This is a genomic window from Agromyces mediolanus (genome assembly GCF_023715325.1).
Classification (GTDB): Bacteria; Actinomycetota; Actinomycetes; order Actinomycetales; family Microbacteriaceae; genus Agromyces; species Agromyces mediolanus_A.
Genome location: NZ_JAMBNX010000010.1, coordinates 27,979 through 45,355 on the forward strand (window position 1 = coordinate 27,979; position 17,377 = coordinate 45,355).

General features: G+C 73.5%; 13 protein-coding genes. 5 read left to right on the plus strand and 8 right to left on the minus strand.

The features are described from left to right. Positions 1–2: 2 nt before the first annotated feature. The 6 genes from gcl to aceB all read right to left on the minus strand — a co-directional run bounded on the left by gcl (position 3) and on the right by aceB (position 7,719). On the minus strand, positions 3–1,796 hold the full coding sequence (gene gcl, locus M3147_RS15920) for a glyoxylate carboligase (RefSeq protein WP_251204399.1): 1,794 nt from the start codon (positions 1,794–1,796) through the stop codon (positions 3–5). 64 nt (positions 1,797–1,860) lie between these two features. Further along, positions 1,861–2,844 carry a 2-hydroxy-3-oxopropionate reductase gene (locus tag M3147_RS15925; RefSeq protein ID WP_308201080.1) on the minus strand — a complete coding sequence of 328 codons (984 nt, stop codon included), beginning with the start codon at positions 2,842–2,844 and terminating at the stop codon, positions 1,861–1,863. Beyond that, positions 2,845–3,636, minus strand: coding sequence for a hydroxypyruvate isomerase family protein (locus M3147_RS15930; protein WP_251204401.1), 792 nt, complete (start codon positions 3,634–3,636; stop codon positions 2,845–2,847). It abuts the gene before it with no gap. 326 nt (positions 3,637–3,962) lie between these two features. Further along, a complete protein-coding gene (locus M3147_RS15935; RefSeq protein WP_251204402.1) occupies positions 3,963–4,775 on the minus strand; it encodes a bifunctional allantoicase/(S)-ureidoglycine aminohydrolase in 813 nt (270 codons plus the stop codon). After that, positions 4,772–6,118, minus strand: coding sequence for an HpcH/HpaI aldolase/citrate lyase family protein (locus M3147_RS15940; protein WP_251204403.1), 1,347 nt, complete (start codon positions 6,116–6,118; stop codon positions 4,772–4,774). The genes M3147_RS15935 and M3147_RS15940 overlap by 4 nt, the downstream gene beginning before the upstream one ends. After that, a complete protein-coding gene (gene aceB / locus M3147_RS15945; protein ID WP_251204404.1) occupies positions 6,118–7,719 on the minus strand; it encodes a malate synthase A in 1,602 nt (533 codons plus the stop codon). Before aceB ends, M3147_RS15940 begins: the two co-directional genes overlap by 1 nt. Before the next feature lie 251 nt (positions 7,720–7,970). Here aceB and M3147_RS15950 point away from each other — a divergent pair, with 251 nt between their 5' ends. From M3147_RS15950 to M3147_RS15970, 5 genes are all read left to right on the plus strand, one after another. Then, positions 7,971–8,720, plus strand: coding sequence for an IclR family transcriptional regulator (locus M3147_RS15950; RefSeq protein WP_251204405.1), 750 nt, complete (start codon positions 7,971–7,973; stop codon positions 8,718–8,720). Between the two features lie 265 nt (positions 8,721–8,985). Next, positions 8,986–10,545, plus strand: a complete 1,560-nt coding sequence (locus tag M3147_RS15955) for a xanthine dehydrogenase small subunit (protein ID WP_251204406.1) — start codon at positions 8,986–8,988, stop codon at positions 10,543–10,545. Continuing rightward, entirely contained in the window at positions 10,542–12,929 is a 2,388-nt protein-coding gene (gene xdhB / locus M3147_RS15960) for a xanthine dehydrogenase molybdopterin binding subunit (protein ID WP_251204407.1), read from the plus strand. The genes M3147_RS15955 and xdhB overlap by 4 nt, the downstream gene beginning before the upstream one ends. Before the next feature lie 10 nt (positions 12,930–12,939). Continuing rightward, entirely contained in the window at positions 12,940–13,797 is an 858-nt protein-coding gene (gene xdhC, locus M3147_RS15965) for a xanthine dehydrogenase accessory protein XdhC (RefSeq protein WP_251204408.1), read from the plus strand. After that, positions 13,794–14,543 carry an SDR family oxidoreductase gene (locus tag M3147_RS15970; RefSeq protein ID WP_251204409.1) on the plus strand — a complete coding sequence of 250 codons (750 nt, stop codon included), beginning with the start codon at positions 13,794–13,796 and terminating at the stop codon, positions 14,541–14,543. The genes xdhC and M3147_RS15970 overlap by 4 nt, the downstream gene beginning before the upstream one ends. A 44-nt stretch (positions 14,544–14,587) precedes the next feature. Here the strand turns inward: M3147_RS15970 and M3147_RS15975 are convergent, their stop codons facing one another. Together M3147_RS15975 and M3147_RS15980 are read right to left on the minus strand one after the other, a co-directional pair. Next, entirely contained in the window at positions 14,588–15,727 is a 1,140-nt protein-coding gene (locus tag M3147_RS15975) for an MFS transporter (RefSeq protein ID WP_251204410.1), read from the minus strand. A 181-nt stretch (positions 15,728–15,908) separates the two neighbouring features. Then, a complete protein-coding gene (locus tag M3147_RS15980; protein ID WP_251204522.1) occupies positions 15,909–17,366 on the minus strand; it encodes an NCS2 family permease in 1,458 nt (485 codons plus the stop codon). Positions 17,367–17,377 lie beyond the last annotated feature (11 nt).

Here is a 17,377-nt window from a genome sequence, read left to right on the forward strand (position 1 = left end):
GCTCAATCCTGCAACGCGAGGATGGCCGTCGGGGCGTCTTCGGCGGATTCGGCGAGGTCTTCGAACTCGTTCACCGCGTCGAGCTCGGCGCCCATCGCGATGTTCGTCACCCGCTCGAGGATCACCTCGACGACGACCGGCACCTGGAACTCGGCCATCAGCCGCTTCGCCTCGGCGAAGCCCTCGGCGAGGTCCTCCGGCCGCTCGACGCGGATCGCCTTGCAGCCGAGGCCCTCGGCGACCTTCACGTGGTCGACGCCGTAGCCGTGGGCGACGGAGCCCTCGTCATGCGGGGTGTTCACGTTGTCGAAGGCGAGCGAGACCTGGAAGTCCATCTCGAAGGGGCGCTGGGACTGGCGGATGAGGCCCAGGTAGCTGTTGTTCACCACGACGTGGACGTACGGCAGCCGGTGCTGGGCGCCGACGGCGAGCTCCTCGATCATGAACTGGAAGTCGTAGTCGCCCGAGAGCGCGACGACCGTCTCACCGGGCTTGCCGCGGACCACGCCGAGGGCGGCGGGGCCGGTCCAGCCGAGGGGGCCGGCCTGTGCGGCGTTGATCCACTTGCGCGGGCCGTAGACGTGCAGCAACTGGGCGCCCGCGATCTGCGAAAGGCCGATGGTCGTCACGTAGGTGGTGTCGCGGCCGAACGCGCGGTTCATCTCCTGGTAGACCCGCTGCGGCTTCATCGGCACCTCGACGAAGTTCGTCTTGCGCTGCAGGCGCGCCTTGCGGTCCTGCGCCTGCGCGGCCCAGGCCGAGTAATCGGGCAGGGTGCCGGCGGCCCGGCGCTCGCGGGCGAGCTCGAGCAGGGCGTCGATCGCCGCGCCCGCGTCGGAGACGATGCCGTAGTCCGGCGCGAACACGCGGCCGATCTGGGTCGGTTCGATGTCGACGTGCACGAAGGTGCGGCCGGCGCGATAGGTGTCGAGGCCGCCGGTGTGCCGGTTCGCCCAGCGGTTGCCGAGGCCGAGCACGAAGTCGCTCGCGAGGAAGGTCTGGTTGCCGTAGCGGTGCGCGGTCTGGATGCCGACCATGCCGGCGTTCAGCGGGTGGTCGTCGGCGATCGCGCCCCAGCCCATCAGGGTGGGCACGACGGGCACGCCGAGGACCTCGGCGAGCTCGACGAGGCCGTCGGAGGCGCCGGCGTTGATCACGCCGCCGCCCGCGATGAGGATGGGCCGCTCGTGCGCTGTGAGGAGGTCGAGCGCCTTCTCGGCCTGGGCGCGGGTGGCGCGCGGCTTCACGACGGGCAGCGGCTCGTAGGTGTCGATGTCGAACTCGATCTCGGCGAGCTGCACGTCGATCGGCAGGTCGATGAGCACGGGGCCGGGGCGGCCCGAGCGCATCAGCTGGAAGGCCTGCTGGAAGGCGCCGGGCACCTGCGCGGGCTCCAGCACCGTCATCGCGAGCTTCGTCAACGGCTTCGCGATCGAGGCGATGTCGACGGCCTGGAAGTCCTCCTTGTGGAGTTTCGCGACGGGCGCCTGCCCCGTGATGCAGAGGATCGGCAGCGAGTCGGCCCAGGCCGCGTAGAGCCCGGTGATCATGTCGGTGCCCGCGGGGCCGGAGGTGCCGACGCAGATGCCGATGTTGCCGTCGGCCGCCCGGGTGTAGCCGTCGGCCATGTGGCTCGCGCCCTCGACGTGACGGGCGAGGGTGTGCCGGATGCCGCCGTGGGCGCGCATCGCGGAGTAGAAGGGGTTGATCGCGGCGCCGGGCAGGCCGAACGCCTCGGTGGCGCCCTCCCGCTCGAGGATCAGGACGGCCGCGTCGACCGTGCGCATGCGGGTCATGGGAGTGCTCCTTCCGGAGACGGTGGAGGAAGAGGAGGAGGAAGTGGGGTGGCTCGTGCCCGCGCTATGCGCGGCCGGCGAGCTCGGCCGTCAGCTTGAACAGGCCGGAGTGGTCGAGGCCGCCGTCGCCGCGGGCGACGGTCGCCTGGACGAGCTGCGACACGGCCGAGCCGAGCGGGACGGTGATGCCGGCCTGTCGTGCGGCGGCGGTGACGATGCCCAGGTCCTTGTTGTGGAGGGCGAGGCGGAATCCGGGGGCGAAGTCGCGGTCGAGCATCTTGCGCCCCTTCTGGTCGAGGACCTTCGAGCCGGCGAGTCCGCCGCCGAGGACCGTCAACGCGGCGTCGGTGTCGACGCCGAAGGCTTCGAGGAAGACGACCGCCTCGGCGAGCGCCTGGATGTTGACCGCGACGATGAGCTGGTTCGCGGCCTTCACGGTCTGGCCGGCGCCGGAGGGGCCGACGTGCACGATCGTGCGGCCGACGGCGTCGAGCACCGGGCGGGCGCGTTCGAAGTCCTCGGGCGAGCCGCCGACCATGATCGAGAGCACGCCGTCGATGGCGCCCTGCTCCCCGCCCGAGACGGGGGCGTCGATCGCGCCGAGCCCGGCGGCCGTGGCCTCGCCGGCGAGCTCCTTCGCCACGTCGGGGCGGATCGAGGAGGTGTCGATCCAGAGTGCGCCGGCCTTCGCGTTCGCGAACACGCCGTCCTCGCCCTGCACGACGCCGGCGACGTCGGGCGAGTCGGGCACCATCGTGACGACGACGTCGGCGTCGCGGACCGCCTCGGCGATGCTCCCGGCGGCCTGGCCGCCCGCGTCGACGAGCGCGTCGACCGGGCCGCGGCTCCGGTTGTAGCCGGTGACGTCGAAGCCCGCCTCGACGAGGTTCTTGGCCATGGGCAGGCCCATGATGCCGAGGCCGATGATCGCGATGCTGGTCATGGTGTCGTCCTTCTGTGTCGCGGTGCGTGCGTCGTGGGTCTGGCGGTCGGGCTGCTGGGCCGGGGCGTCTGCTCGGCCCGGGCGGTCTGCTCGGCCCGGGGCGATTCAGGCGCCGGCGGATGCCTCGGCGAGCCAGGCGAAGGCGTCGTCGAGCGGCGCCTTGTACTCGAGGCCGACCGGGCCCTCGTAGCCGAGTTCGCGGCTGCGGGCGATCCACCGTTCGAGCGGGAGCGCGCCGGTGCCGGGCGCGCCGCGGCCGGGGTCGTCGGCGATCTGGATGTGGCCGAAGGAGGCGGCGTGCGCCTCGATCACGGCGGCGACGTCGTCGCCGTTCACGGCGAGGTGGTAGAAGTCGGCGAGGAGGGCGAGGTTCGCGGCATCCGGCACCCGTTCGATCGCGGCGAGCGCGTCGGCGGCCGTGAGCAGCGGGTAGCGCGGCGCCCCCGAGACGGGCTCGACGAGCACGGTGCCGCCGATCGCGGCGACGCCGGCGGCCGCGAGGGCGAGGTTCTGCGTCGCCGTCTCGTCCTGCGCGGCCGGGTCGACGCCGTCGAGGCGGTTGCCGTAGAGGGCGTTGAAGGCCGGGGTGCCGAGCGCCTCACCGATGGCGGCGACGGCGGCGACGTTGTCACGGAACTCGACCTCGCGCCCCGTCCAGGAGACGAGGCCGCGGTCGCCTGCTGGCATGTCGCCGGCGAAGAAGTTCAGACCGGTGAGCTGCACGCCGGCGTCGCGGATCGCGGCGATGAAGGCGTCGGCGTCGCGATCGGCCGGCACGGCGCCGTCGAAGGGCCACCAGAACTCGACCGCGTCGAAGCCGGCGGCCTTGGCCGCGGCGGGGCGCTCGAGGAGCGGCAGCTCGGTGAGGAGGATCGAGCAGTTCACCGTGTACGTCATCGTCGATGGCCCTTCGCGCTACTTTTCCGTAATTCGGAAGATTCCTTTTGCTATGTGAAAGCGTAAGCGAGGCTGCGGCGAGCGTCAACCCCCCGCGGCGGTCCGCGGCCGGCGAGGTGCACGACGAAACGGTCGACGCGCCGAGCGATTCCGGCGCGGCGGGCGAATCACCGTGCAACTCGCGCTGCGAGCGCGGGGCAGGGGCGGGCGGGGGTGACGAAGCGCCCGGCGAAGGGAGTCTGCTTCGCCGGGCGCTCCGGATGCCCCGGCCGGGAGTCACCCGGCACGGAGCTGGTTCCCCGCCGCCCGAGGGCGCGGGAGTCGGGTCAGGTGAGCCGGATCTGCCGGTTCACGTCCTTGTACAGCAGGTAGCGGAACGGCCCGGGGCCGCCCGCGTAGCAGGCCTGCGGGCAGAACGCCCGCAACCACATGAAGTCGCCGGCCTCGACCTCGACCCAGTCATCGTTCAGCCGGTACACCGCCTTGCCCTCGAGCACGAACAGGCCGTGCTCCATCACGTGCGTCTCGGCGAAGGGGATCACCCCGCCCGGCTGGAACGTCACGATGTTCACGTGCATGTCGTGCGCGAGGTCGTCGGGGTCGACGAAGCGGGTGGTCGCCCAGGCCCCGTCGGTGTCCGGCATCGGGCGCGGCGCGACATCCTGATCCCGTGTGACGAACGACGTCGGGGCCGCGATGCCGTCCACCGGCTCGTAGGCCTTGCGGATCCAGTGGAACGAGGCGGGCTCGCCACCCTCGTTCGCGATCGACCACTCGGCGCCCGCCGCGAGGTACGCGTAGCCGCCCGCGCCGAGCACGTGCCGTTCGCCGGCGAGCTTCAGCGCGAGCTCGCCCGCGGTGACGAAGACGACGCCCTCGACGCCGGCCTCCGGCTCGGGTCGCTCGGCGCCGCCGCCGGGCGCGATCTCCACGATGAGCTGCGCGAACGTCGTCGCGAAGCCCGCGATGGGGCGCGCGATAATCCAGGAGCGGGTGCCCGTGAAGCCCGGCAGATTGCTCGTGACGATGTCGCGCAGCACCCCCTTCGGGATAACGGTGTACGCCTCCTTCACGACCGCGCGGTCGGTGAGGAGCTCGGACTGGGCCGGCAGGCCGCCCTTCGGCGTGTAGTAGCTCATGCTGGTGCTCCGGGGATCGAGGGGGTGGCGGGGATCGAGGGGGTGGCGGGGATCGAGGGGGTGGCGGGGACGGATGCCGCAGCGAGCCGCGGGTGCGCGAGCGCGACGAGCCCCGCCCGCTCCACGCCGGCGTCTGCGGCGACCTCGGCGGCGGAGACGGCGCCGCACTCGACGCCGCGCAGCACGAAGTCGGCGAGCGCGCGGGCGGTGGCCGGCTCGTCGAGCACGGCGCCGGGGGTCCGCTCGAGGTAGGCGCGGAGCCGGGCGGCCGCGGCCGGATAGCCCTCCCGGAAGAAGGCGTAGCTCGCGAGGTAGCGGGTCGGCAGCTGGTGCGGGTGGAGGTCCCAGCCCTGGTAGTAGCCGCGCTCCAGCGAGCGCCGCACGAGGCGGGCGTGCAGGGCCCACGCCTCCGCGGTGCGGTCGCCGAGGGGCAGCACGTTCGTGGAGCCGTCGGAGAGCCGGATGCCGGTGCCCGCGACGGCGAGCTGCATGACACCCTTGGCGAGGTCGGCGGCGGGGTGCTCCATCGACTGGTACCCGGCCGCGATCTGCAGCGAGGCGCTGTAGTCGTACGTGCCGTAGTGCAGCCCGGTGATGCGGCCGGGCGCGGCGTGCGGCAGCTGCGCCACCGGCGAGCGGCCGTCGGCGCCGAGCACGAGCTGCGGCGTCTCGACCTGCACCTCGAAGCGGATCCGCCCCTCGGCGAGGCCGTGCACCTGCTCGAGCTCGGCGGCGAGCGCCGCCATCGTCTCGACCTGGGCGACGGTGGTCACCTTCGGCAGGGTGAGCACGAGCCCGTCGGGCAGGCCGCCGCCCTCGACGAGCGCGGTCACGAAGAGGTCGAGCGTGCGGATGCCTCGCGCCCGCGTCGGCCGCTCGAAGCACTTGAAGCGGATGCCGACGAAGGGCGGCGCCGTGCCGGCCGCGACCGCGTCGAGCACGCGGCGGGCGGCGAGCACCGCGTCGGCGTCCTCAGCCTCGTCGCCGCGGTCGCCGTAGCCGTCCTCGAAGTCGAGCCGCAGGTCCTCGATGGGCTCCTGCTCGAGTTTGCGCGCGACCCGCGGCCCGAGCTCCGCGGCGAGCGCGGCGTCGAGGCCGGCGACGAGCGCGACGCCCTCGAGCCCGCCCGCCTCCTCGGCGGCGGCGAGCGCCTGAGCGCCCCACTCCGCGGCGAGCCCGGGGGTGAAGCGATCGGCGGGCACGTACACGGTGTGCACGGGCTGCCGGGAGCCGTCGTCGCCCGGGTAGGCGCGCTCCAGCAGCTCGTCGGTGGCGGCGAGCCGGCGCTCGGCGTCGGCGAGGGCCGCGGCACCGAGCGCGGTCGTGGTGGCGCCCGAACCCATCAGCCCTCCAGTAGTTCGTAGGCGGGCAGGGTGAGGAAGTCGACGAAGCCGTCGTCGAGGCAGAGCTCCTCGACGAGCCGGGCGGCGGGCTCGTAGTACCGGGCGAAGCGCTCGGCATCCACCTGCTGGCGCAGCGCCGCGACCTCCTCGGCGAGCACCGTGCGGACGAGCTCGGGCGTGACCGTGCGGCCCGTGTCGGCGAGCTCGATGCCGTTGCGCAGCTGCTGCCACACCTGCGAGCGGGAGATCTCGGCGGTCGCGGCATCCTCCATCAGGTTGTGCAGCGCGACCGCGCCGTCCCCGGAGAGCCAGACCGCCGTGTACGCGACGGCGACCGAGAGGTTCAGCCGGAGCCCGGCCTCCGTCACGCGTCCGGGTGCGGATGCCGCGTCGAGGAGCTCGTCGGCGGTGACCGCGACCTCGGGGCGCTGCCGGTCGAGCTGGTTGGGCCGGCTGCCGAGCACGGCGTCGAACACCTCGCGGCAGACCGGGACGAGGTCGGGGTGGGCGACCCAGGAGCCGTCGAAGCCGTCCTCGGCCTCGCGGGTCTTGTCCGCGCGGACCTTCTCGAAGGCGGCCCGGGTGACCTCGAGGTCGTTGCGGTTCGGCACGAACGCCGCCATGCCGCCCATGGCGAAGGCGCCGCGGCGGTGGCACGTCTGCACGAGGAGCTCGGTGTAGGCCCGCATGAACGGCGCCGTCATCGAGACGTCGGCACGGTCGGGCAGCACGAACGCGGGGCCGGCGTCGCGGAACACCTTGATGAAGCTGAACAGGTAGTCCCAGCGGCCGGCGTTCAGGCCCGAGGCGTGTTCGCGGAGCTCGTAGAGGATCTCGTCCATCTCGAACGCGGCGGGGATCGTCTCGATGAGCACGGTCGCGCGGACGGTTCCGCGCGGCAGGCCGAGCTGCTCCTGCGCAAAGACGAAGACGTCGTTCCAGAGCCGGGCCTCGAGGTGCGACTCGAGCTTCGGCAGGTAGTAGTAGGGGCCGTGGCCGTTCTCGAGCAGCGGCTTCGCGGTGTGGAAGAAGTGCAGGCCGAAGTCGACGAGCGAGCCGCTCGCCCGCTCGCCGTCGATGAGCACGTGCCGCTCTGGGAGGTGCCAGCCGCGCGGGCGGGTGACGACGGTGGGCCGCTCGAGGTCGCTGCGGAGGGCGTACTGCTTGCCCTGCGGCGAGGTGTACGCGAGGGTGCCGCGGGCGGCGTCGAGGAGGTTCCGCACACCGGCGACGACGTTGTGCCAGGTGGGGCTCGCGGCGTCCTCGAGGTCGGCGAGCCAGACCTTGGCGCCGGAGTTCAGGGCGTTGATGGCCATCTTCGGCGGGGCCGCCGGGCCGGTGATCTCGACGCGGCGGTCGAGGAGCGCGGGCGGGGCCGGGGCGACTCGCCAGTCGGACTCGCGCACCTCGCGCGTCTCGGGGAGGAAGTCGAGCCGACCGCTCGCCGCCGCCCGCTCGCGCCGTTCACCGCGTGCGGCGAGCAGCTCACGGCGCCGCGCCGCGAAGCGGTGGTGCAGCGCCTCGACGAAGGCGAGGGCCTCGGCCGAGAGGACCTCGTCGCCCCCGTCGACGTCGGTGGGGGTCGTGATCTCGATGGTCATGCGGGGGCTGCTCCTTCGCGGCTCGACGCGGTCCGCTCATCATCGCGCATGCGCTCCGAGCGTTCCGAAAGTTTTCGCATTATGGATGTTAATGTTTGCTTTACGGAAACACAAGCCTCCGGCATCCCGCTCGACGCCGCAGCGCGCACCCCGACGGCCCAGCCGGCGGAGCCGTGCGGTATCTTGTGTCCACCCGCGTTTTCCGCGATGCGGATACTCGCCCCCGAGATGCAGAACCGAGGAGCCCCGGCATGGCCGAAGCTGAAGGCGTCAAGTCCGTCGCACGGGTCTTCGACCTGCTCGAACTCATCGCCGACGCGGGCGGCGACGTCACGCTGAGCGAGCTGTCGACGACGGCCGAGCTGCCGCTGCCGACCATCCACCGCCTGCTGCGCACCCTCGTCTCCCTCGGCTACGCCCGCCAGCTCGCGAACCGCCGCTACGCGCTCGGCCCGCGCCTCGTGCGGCTCGGCGAGGTCGCGAACCGCCAGTTCGGCCAGCTCGCCCGCCCGCAGCTCAAGGGCCTCGTCGAGCGGCTCGGCGAGACCGCGAACCTCGCCACCCTCGACGGCGACCGCGTCATCTACGTCTCCCAGGCGCCCTCGCCGCACGCCATGCGCATGTTCACCGAGGTCGGTCGGCGCTCGTACCTGCACTCGACCGGGGTCGGCAAGGCCATCCTCGCCGAGCTCGACGACGAACAGGTGCGCGAGATCGTGGGCCGCACCGGCCTGCCCGCCGAGACCGAGCACTCCATCACGACCCTCGAGGCGCTCCTGGCCGACCTGGCCGAGATCCGGGCCCGCGGCTACTCCATCGACGACGGCGAGCAGGAGATCGGCGTGCGCTGCTACGCCATGGCCGTGCCGGGCGCCCCGGTGCCGACGGCCGTCTCGGTCTCCGGGCCGCTCGCCCGCGTCGACGAGGACTTCGCCGCCCGGGCCATCCCGGTGCTGCGCGAGGCGGTGCGCGAGATCGGCGCCCTCGCCGCCGCGGCCTGAGCCGCCGCCCGACCCTTTGCCCCTCGACCATCGCCCGGGTCGACCTTCGGCGTCCCTTCGGGCACTGCCTCTGCCGGATCGTGCCCGAGTCGCGTAGTATCCATATCCGTTCTGCGAAAACCGGATTCCGGATCGCAAGAACTGCCGGTTCGGCGAGCGGTACCCTGGAGGTGTCCGCCGCTGGGCGGGCGCGGTGCGAGGTGGGGCCACCGGGGCCCCGGTGCCGCAGGCGTCGACGTCGACGCCGGACCCGAGGAGTTTCGATATGGAACACCACGCCCTGACCGTCAACGGTCGATCCCGCCCGCTCGACGGCGTCCCCGCGCACGCGACCGCCCTCGACTGGCTCCGCGACACCGGCCTCACCGGCAGCAAGGAGGGCTGCGCCGAAGGCGAATGCGGTGCCTGCGCCATGCTGCTCGCCACCCCCGCCGACGACGGCGGCACCGCCTGGACCGCGGTGAACGCGTGCCTCGTGCCGGTGCACGCCCTCGCGGGTCAGGAACTGGTGACCGCCGAAGGGCTCGGCTCCCCCGAGGCGCTGCACCCGGTGCAGGAGAAGCTCGCCGAGGCCGGCGGCTCCCAGTGCGGCTACTGCACGCCCGGCTTCGCCTGCAGCATGGCCGGCGAGTTCTACCGCGCCGACCGCGTCGTCCAGGATGCCTCGGCCGAGCCCGACCCCTCCGGCGAGCCCTGCCCCGTGCACGACGGCGCCCCGAGCGGCGCCGCCCCCGACGACCCCGAGAGCGCGGCCGACGCCGAGCACGGCCCGAACGGCTTCGACCTGCACTCGCTGAGCGGCAACCTCTGCCGTTGCACCGGGTACCGGCCGATCCGCGACGCCGCCTACACGCTCGGCTTCCCGGAGGCGGACGACCCGCTGGCCGAGCGGCGCGCGCAGCCCGCCCCCGTCGCCGTGCCCACCGACTACGCCCACGACGGCGCCCGCTTCGTCCGGCCCGCCTCGCTCGTCGAGACGCTGGCGCTCCTCCGCGACGAGCCGGACGCGCTCCTCGTGGCCGGCTCGACCGATTGGGGCGTCGAGGTGAACATCCGCGGCCGCCGGGCCCCGCTCGTCGTGGCCATCGAGCAGCTCGAGGAGCTGCGCACCCTGCACCTCGGCGACGACGTCGTGGAGATCGGCGCGGCGCTGCCGCTCTCGGACGTCGAGCGCCGCCTCGACGGCCGGGTGCCGCTGCTCGCCCAGCTCTTCCCGCAGTTCGCCTCCCGCCTCATCCGCAACCGCGGCACGATCGGCGGCAACCTCGGCACCGGCTCGCCGATCGGCGACACCCCGCCCGCCCTCCTCGCCCTCGGCGCGCGCGTCGTGCTCGCGAAGGCGGACGAGACGGGCGCGGTCCTCGAGCGCGAGGTCGAGCTCGCCGAGTACTTCACCGGGTACCGGCAGACGGTGCGGGAGCCGGGCGAGCTCATCCGGGCCATCCGCATCCCGCTGCCGCTCGCAGGGCTCACCGCGTTCCACAAGATCGCCAAGCGCCGCTTCGACGACATCTCGAGCGTCGCCGTCGCGTTCGCGCTCGACGTCGACGACGCGGGCGTGGTCACGGCCGCCCGGATCGGCCTCGGCGGCGTGGCCGCCACGCCGCTCCGCGCCTACGAGGCGGAGCAGGTGCTCGTCGGCCGGCCGTGGGACCTCACGACGGTGCGCGCCGCCTCGGCGGTGCTCCGCGAGACGGGCACCCCGATGAGCGACCACCGGGCGAGCGCCGACTACCGCAGCGCGATGCTCGGCACGGCCCTCCTGAAGCTGTACGCCACCTCCCGCGGCTCCAGTCGCAGCTCCCGGACGGAGGTCCCGGCATGAGCGCCCTCGCCGACCGCCCCGCCGACCCGGTCGTCGGCCTCCGCGCCGCGCACGAGAGCGCCGCGCTGCACGTCACCGGCGCGGCGATGTACACCGACGACCTCGCCGCGCGCGACCACGGCGTGCTCACCGCCTGGCCCGTGCAGTCGACGAACGCGCACGCGCGCGTCTCCGTCGACGTCGCGCCCGCCTACGAGGTGCCGGGCGTCGTCCGCGTGCTCACGGCCGCCGACGTGCCCGGCCTGAACGACGCGGGCATCAAGCACGACGAGCCGCTGTTCCCGAGCGAGGCGATGTTCCTCGGCCACGCCCTCGTCTGGGTGCTCGGCGAGACGCAGGAGGCCGCCCGCCTCGGCGCGGCCGCCGTGCAGGTCGAGTACGAGCCGCTGCCCTCGCTCATCACCGTGCGCGACGCGATCGCCGCCGAGTCGTACCAGGGCATCGCCCGCACGGTCGCCCGCGGCGACGCCGCCGCCGCCCTCGCCGACGCCCCGCGCGTCTTCGAGGGGGTCACCGAGTTCGGCGGCCAGGAGCACTTCTACCTGGAGACGCAGGCCTCGTACGCGATCCGCGACTCCGAGGGGCAGTACTTCGTGCAGTGCTCCACCCAGCACCCCTCCGAGACGCAGGAGATCGTCGCGCACGTGCTCGGCGTCCCCTCGAACGAGGTCACCGTGCAGCAGCTGCGCATGGGCGGCGGCTTCGGCGGCAAGGAGATGCAGCCGCACGGACTCGCGGCGATCGCCGCGCTCGGCGCGAAGCTCACCGGCCGCCCCGTGCGGCTGCGGCTGAACCGCACGCAGGACCTCACGATGACCGGCAAGCGCCACCCCTTCCACATCGAGTGGCGGGCGGGTTTCACCGAGGACGGGTTCATCCAGGCGCTCGAGGCGACGCTCACGGCCGACGGCGGCTGGAGCCTCGACCTCTCCGAGCCTGTGCTCGGCCGGGCGCTCTGCCACCTCGACAACGCCTACTGGATCCCGAACGTGCACGCGCACGGCCGCATCGCGAGGACGAACAAGACCTCGCAGACCGCGTTCCGCGGCTTCGGCGGACCGCAGGGCGTCTTCCTCATCGAGGACATCCTCGGCCGGGTCGCCCCCGAGCTCGGCATCGAGGCGGCGACGCTCCGCGAGCAGAACTTCTACCGCCCCGGCCAGGCGACGCCGTACGGCCAGACGGTGAAGGACGCCGAGCGGATGCCCCGCATCTGGACCGAGCTCAAGGCCGAGAGCGACTTCGACGCCCGTCGAGCCGCGATCGCCGCGTTCAACGCCGCCCACGAGGACCGCAAGCGCGCGCTCGCGATCACGCCGATCAAGTTCGGCATCTCGTTCAACTTCGCGGCGTTCAACCAGGCGGGCGCCCTCGTGCACGTCTACAAGGACGGCTCGGTGCTGATCAACCACGGCGGCACCGAGATGGGGCAGGGCCTGCACACGAAGATGCTGCAGGTCGCAGCGACCGCGCTCGGCCTCGAGCTGCACCAGGTGCGGCTGGCGCCGACGCGCACCGACAAGGTGCCGAACACCTCGGCGACGGCGGCGAGCTCGGGCGCCGACCTGAACGGCGGCGCGGTGAAGAACGCCTGCGAGCAGATCCGCGAGCGGATGGCGAAGGTCGCGGGGCGCCTGCTCGGCGTCGACGAGCGCGACGTGCGCTTCTCGGGCGGCGTCGTCACCGGGCTCGGCAACCGCGGGCAGCGGCTGAGTTTCGCCGAGGTCGCGGAGGCCGCGTACCTGCAGCGGGTGCAGCTCTGGGCCGCCGGCTACTACCGCACCGAGGGGCTGCACTGGAACCCCGACCTCATGCAGGGCTCGCCGTTCAAGTACTTCGCCTACGGCGCGGCCGCCAGCGAGGTCGAGGTCGACGGCTTCACGGGCGCGTACCGGGTGCGCCGGGTCGACATCGTGCACGACGTGGGCGACTCGCTCTCGCCGATGCTCGACATCGGCCAGATCGAGGGCGCGTACGTGCAGGGCGTCGGGTGGCTGACGCTCGAGGAGCTCCGCTGGGACGAGACCGACGGCCCCGCCCGCGGGCGCCTGCTCACCCAGTCGGCCTCGACGTACAAGCTGCCGAGCTTCTCGGAGATGCCCGAGGTGTTCAACGTGCGACTCTTCGAGGACGCCCGCGAGGAGGGCGCCGTCTACGGCTCGAAGGCCGTCGGCGAGCCGCCCTTCATGCTCGCCTTCAGCGCCCGGGAAGCGCTCCGCGAGGCAGTCGCCGCCTTCGGACCGGGCGGCCGGGCGGTCGCCCTCGCCTCGCCCGCGACGCCGGAGGCCGTCTTCTGGGCGGTCGAGGCGGTGCGGGCGGCCGGCGCGCCCGCCGAGCCCGTCGGGCAGACGGATGCCTCGCGCGAGCTCGTCGGCGCGGACTGACGGGACCCGGATGGACTGGCTCGACGCGCTGCAGCGGCTCCGCGAGGCGCGGACGCCCGCGGTCATCGTCACCCTGGCGATGGTCCGCGGGCACGCCCCCCGGAACGGCGGCGCCAAAATGGTCGTCTCCGCCGACGGCCTCTTCGGCACCGTCGGCGGCGGCAACCTCGAGGCGACGGCCGTGCGCCGCGCGCGGGAGCTCCTCGCCGAGGGTGCGGCCGAGCCGGAGCTGCTGACGCTGACCTTGAGCGACAAGGCGAACACGGAGTACGGCGTGCAGTGCTGCGGAGGAGAGGTCACGATGCTCTTGGAACCCGTCCGCACGGTGCCGGCGGTCGCCGTCTTCGGCGTCGGCCACGTCGGCCTCGAACTCGCCCGGGTGCTGGCGAGGCATCCGCTCGAACTCCACCTGGTGGACTCCCGCCCCGAGATGCTCGCCGCCGACCGCCTCGGCGAGCCCGGCCGCACCGGCCCGCTCGCCGACGCCGTCGCGGAGGTGCGGGTGCACCACGCGCCCGTGCCGGAGGCCGCGCTCGCCGAGCTGCCGCCCGGCTCCCACGTGCTCGTCATGACCCATGACCACGTCGAGGACCTCGCGATCGTCGAGACAGCGCTGCGCACGCCGGGGCTCGGCTCCATCGGGCTGATCGGCTCGCGCTCGAAGTGGGCGAGGTTCCGCGGCAAGCTCCACGAGCTCGGCCACGACGACGAGGCGCTCGCTCGGGTCACGACGCCGATCGGGATCGACGGCATCGGCTCGAAGCTGCCCGCCGCGATCGCCGTGAGCGTCGCCGCCCGGGTGCTGCAGCTCATCGAGGCGGCGGAGCCCGAGGCCGCAGCCGAGGGGGACGAGGGGGACGAGGAGTGAGCGGCGCCCGCTCGGCCCTCGTCACCGGCGCGGGCAGCGGCATCGGCCGTGCCTGCGCCCGTGCCCTGCTCGGGGCGGGCTGGAACGTGACGCTCGCCGGGCGCCGCCGCGCGCCGCTCGAGGAGACCGCCGCCGGGTTCCGGGCGGCGCTCGTCGTGCCCGCCGACGTCACCGACGCGGCCGACGTCGAGCGGCTCTTCGCCCGCCACGACGAGCGCTTCGGGCGGCTCGACCTGCTCTTCAACAACGCCGGCACCTTCGGCCCGAGCGCCGACGTCGGCGCCCTCGACGAGGCCGAGTGGGCGGCGACGCTCGCGGTGAACGTGACCGCGGCGGTGCGCTGCGCGGGTGCCGCGTTCCGGCGGATGGCGGCCCAGCGGCCGCCCGGTGGCCGCGTCGTGAACAACGGCTCCGTCTCGGCGCAGGTGCCCCGGCGGCCCCGCTCGGCCGCGTACACGACGACGAAGCACGCGATCGCCGGGCTCTCGAAGTCCATCGAGCTCGACGGCCGGGTGCACGGCATCACCTGCACCGAGCTCGACCTCGGCAACGCGCGCACCGCCCTCGTCGACGGCCTCGTCGGCGGGGGCGCCCTCCAGGCCGACGGCCGACGCCTCGTCGAACCGACGATGGCCGCCGACGACGTCGCCCGGCTCTTCCTGACGCTCGCCGAGCTGCCGCTCTCGGTGAGCGTCCCGCAGCTGACGGCGACGGCGGCGGGCATGCCCTTCATCGGCCGCGGCTGAGCGGCGCGCGGAGCCGCCCCGGCGCGTGCCGAGGCATCCGCCCGTCAGCTCAGGCGGCGCCCCCGCATGATCGCGAGCGGGAGCGTCGCGAGCGACAGCGCCGCGGCGCAGAGGAAGGCGACCGGGAACGAGAAGCCCGCCGCGATCGTGCCGACGAGCACGGCGCCGAAGCCGGTGCCCGCGTCGAAGCCGATGTTCCACACCATGCTCGCGAGCAGGGTGTCCCGCGGGCCGACGGCGGCGAAGGCCTCCCCCAGCGTGAGGTTCTGCAGTCCGCCGTAGCCGAGGCCGACGAGGGCGGCGCCGACGAGCAGCGCCCAGTCCGCGGGTGCCGAGGCATCCACGACGCCCCAGGCCGTGATCGCGAGGCCGGCGGTCGTCGCGAGCACGAGCGGCCAGAGCAGGGGGCGCGCGCCGAAGCGGTCGGCCGGCCCGCCGATGAGCCAGCGCGAGAGCGCGGCGAGGCCCGTGAGGAGCAGCAGCGCGGCCGCCGCGAGCAGCTGGTCGCCGGCGAGCTGCGGCAGGAAGGTGATCAGGGCGCCGCCGGCGACGGTGACGGCGAGGAGCAGCGCGACCGGGCGGAACAGCACGGCGGCCGCGGCGAGCGGGCCGTGCGAGGCGTGCGCGTGCTCGGCCGGGTGCGGCGGCTTCGCGGCGAGGTGGCGGGCGAGGCGGAGCGCGGCGGGGATGCCGAGCACGGGCAGTGCGGCGACCACGAACACCGGGGCGTAGCCGAGGTGCTCCGCGACCCAGGGCGCGAGCGGCAGCAGCACGAGCTGGGGTCCGGCGATCGCGAGGCCCCAAGCGCCGATCGCCCGCCCCCGACGGGCCGGTTCGATGAGCTCGGGCACGGCGCTGCCGCCGGCCACGGTGAGCACGGCGAAGCCGAGCCCGCGCACCGCCGACCAGGCGAGGATGACGGGCAGCTCGGCGGAGGCGAGCATCGCCGGGGCGGGGAGACCGAGGAGCAGCAGCCCGACGACGAGCACGGGCCCCCAGCCGAAGCGGCGGAGCGCCGCGGGCACCATCGTCTGACCGGCGACGGTGGCGAGCATCAGCACGCCTGTGACGAGCCCGGCCCCCGCGACGTCGGCGCCGCCCGACACCGCCCAGAGCGGGGCGACCGGCATGAGCACGGCGAAGCCGGAGAAGCCCAGGGCCGTCATCGTGATGAGTGCGGGCATCCCGGGCGCCCGCCATACCGATCCTGCGCCCGGCCCGTTCGTCGTCAAGTCCTCTTCACCGTTCCCTTCCGATCCATCCCACCACGGCCGGAGGGCGTGTGACGCCGCCGGGAGCGCGGACGTGGGACGCGACCGCGCCCCGGTCGGCGCAGTGCCGACCGGGGCGCGTCGAAGGCGCGGCTCAGCCGGCGATGAGGCTCTCGATCGGCCCGCGCACGAAGTAGAGCGCGAAGCCGGCCGCGACGATCCACATCAGCCAGTGCACCTTGCGCCCCCGACCGGATGCCGCGTTCACGAGCGCCCAGGAGATGAAGCCCACGCCGATGCCGTTCGCGATCGAGTACGTGAGCGGCATCGTCACGATCGTGAGGAAGGCGGGCAGCGCCACCGCGAACTTGTCGAACTTGATCTCGCGGATCTGCCCCATCATCATCGCGCCGACGATGACGAGCGCCGCGGAGCCGACCTCGATCGGCACCACGAGCGTGAGCGGCGTGAGGAACATGGAGAGGAGGAACAGCACGCCCACGACGATCGAGGCGAGCCCGGTGCGTGCGCCCTCGCCGATGCCGGAGGCGCTGTCGACGTAGACCGTGTTCGAGGAGGTGGAGGTCGCACCGCCCGCGATCGCGCCGGCGCCCTCGACGATGAACGCCGCCCGCAGCCGCGGGAAGGTGCCGTCCTTGTGCGCGAGCCCGGCGTTCTTCGCGAGCCCGGTCATCGTGCCCATCGCGTCGAAGAAGTTCGAGAACACGAGGGTGAAGATGAGCATCGTCGCCGACAGCGCGCCGATGCGGCCGAAGGAGCCGAAGAGGTCGAACTGCCCGACGAGCCCGAAGTCGGGCACGGTGAACAGCGCGGTCGGCAGCTCGGGGATCGTCATGTGCCAGCCGTTCGGGTCCTCGAAGGAGGGGCCGAGCTTCAGGAGCGCCTGGGCGATGATGGCGATGATCGTGGTCACGACGATGCCGATCAGGATGCCGCCGGGCACCTTCCTGGCGACGAGGATGCCGATGAGCACGAGGCCGAGCAGGAAGATCAACGTCGGCACCGAAGTGATCGAGCCGGCGTCGCCGAGCTGCACGGGCGGGCCGCCCGGCGTGCGGTTCACGAAGCCGGAGTCGACGAAGCCGATGAAGGCGATGAACAGGCCGATGCCGACGGTGATCGCCGCCTTCAGCGCCTGCGGCACCGCGCGGAAGATCGCGGTGCGTGCGCCGGTGGCGCCGAGGAGCACGATGATGACGCCGTTGATCACGACGAGGCCCATCGCCTCCGGCCAGGTGACCTGCCCCACGACCGAGACCGCGAGGAAGGAGTTGATGCCGAGGCCGGCCGCGATGGCGAAGGGCAGCCGGGCGAAGACGCCGAAGAGGATGGTCATCAGGCCGGCGGTGAGGCCGGTCGCCGCGCCGACCTGGGCGGCGTCGAGGGCGTTGCCGGCGACGTCTTCGGTACCGCCGAGGATCAGCGGGTTCAGGATGACGATGTACGCCATCGTCACGAAGGTGACGATGCCGCCGCGGATCTCCCGACCGAAGGTGGAGCCGCGCCGGGTGATCTCGAAGAAGCGGTCGATGGCGTTCTTCGGCTCGCCGTCGACCGTGGTGGTCGCGCCGGTGGGCAGCGGGTCGGGGATGGGCGTCGCGG

Bases quoted from the DNA above. Each gene is read 5' to 3' on its own strand.
- gcl (WP_251204399.1), bottom strand. From the start codon at position 1,796: ATGACCCGCATGCGCACGGTCGACGCGGCCGTCCTGATCCTCGAGCGG.
- M3147_RS15930 (WP_251204401.1), bottom strand. From the start codon at position 3,636: ATGACGTACACGGTGAACTGCTCGATCCTCCTCACCGAGCTGCCGCTC.
- M3147_RS15935 (WP_251204402.1), bottom strand. From the start codon at position 4,775: ATGAGCTACTACACGCCGAAGGGCGGCCTGCCGGCCCAGTCCGAGCTC.
- M3147_RS15940 (WP_251204403.1), bottom strand. From the start codon at position 6,118: ATGGGTTCGGGCGCCACCACGACCGCGCTCGGTGCCGCGGCCCTCGCC.
- aceB (WP_251204404.1), bottom strand. From the start codon at position 7,719: ATGACCATCGAGATCACGACCCCCACCGACGTCGACGGGGGCGACGAG.
- M3147_RS15950 (WP_251204405.1), top strand. From the start codon at position 7,971: ATGGCCGAAGCTGAAGGCGTCAAGTCCGTCGCACGGGTCTTCGACCTG.
- M3147_RS15955 (WP_251204406.1), top strand. From the start codon at position 8,986: ATGGAACACCACGCCCTGACCGTCAACGGTCGATCCCGCCCGCTCGAC.
- xdhB (WP_251204407.1), top strand. From the start codon at position 10,542: ATGAGCGCCCTCGCCGACCGCCCCGCCGACCCGGTCGTCGGCCTCCGC.
- xdhC (WP_251204408.1), top strand. From the start codon at position 12,940: ATGGACTGGCTCGACGCGCTGCAGCGGCTCCGCGAGGCGCGGACGCCC.
- M3147_RS15975 (WP_251204410.1), bottom strand. From the start codon at position 15,727: ATGCCCGCACTCATCACGATGACGGCCCTGGGCTTCTCCGGCTTCGCC.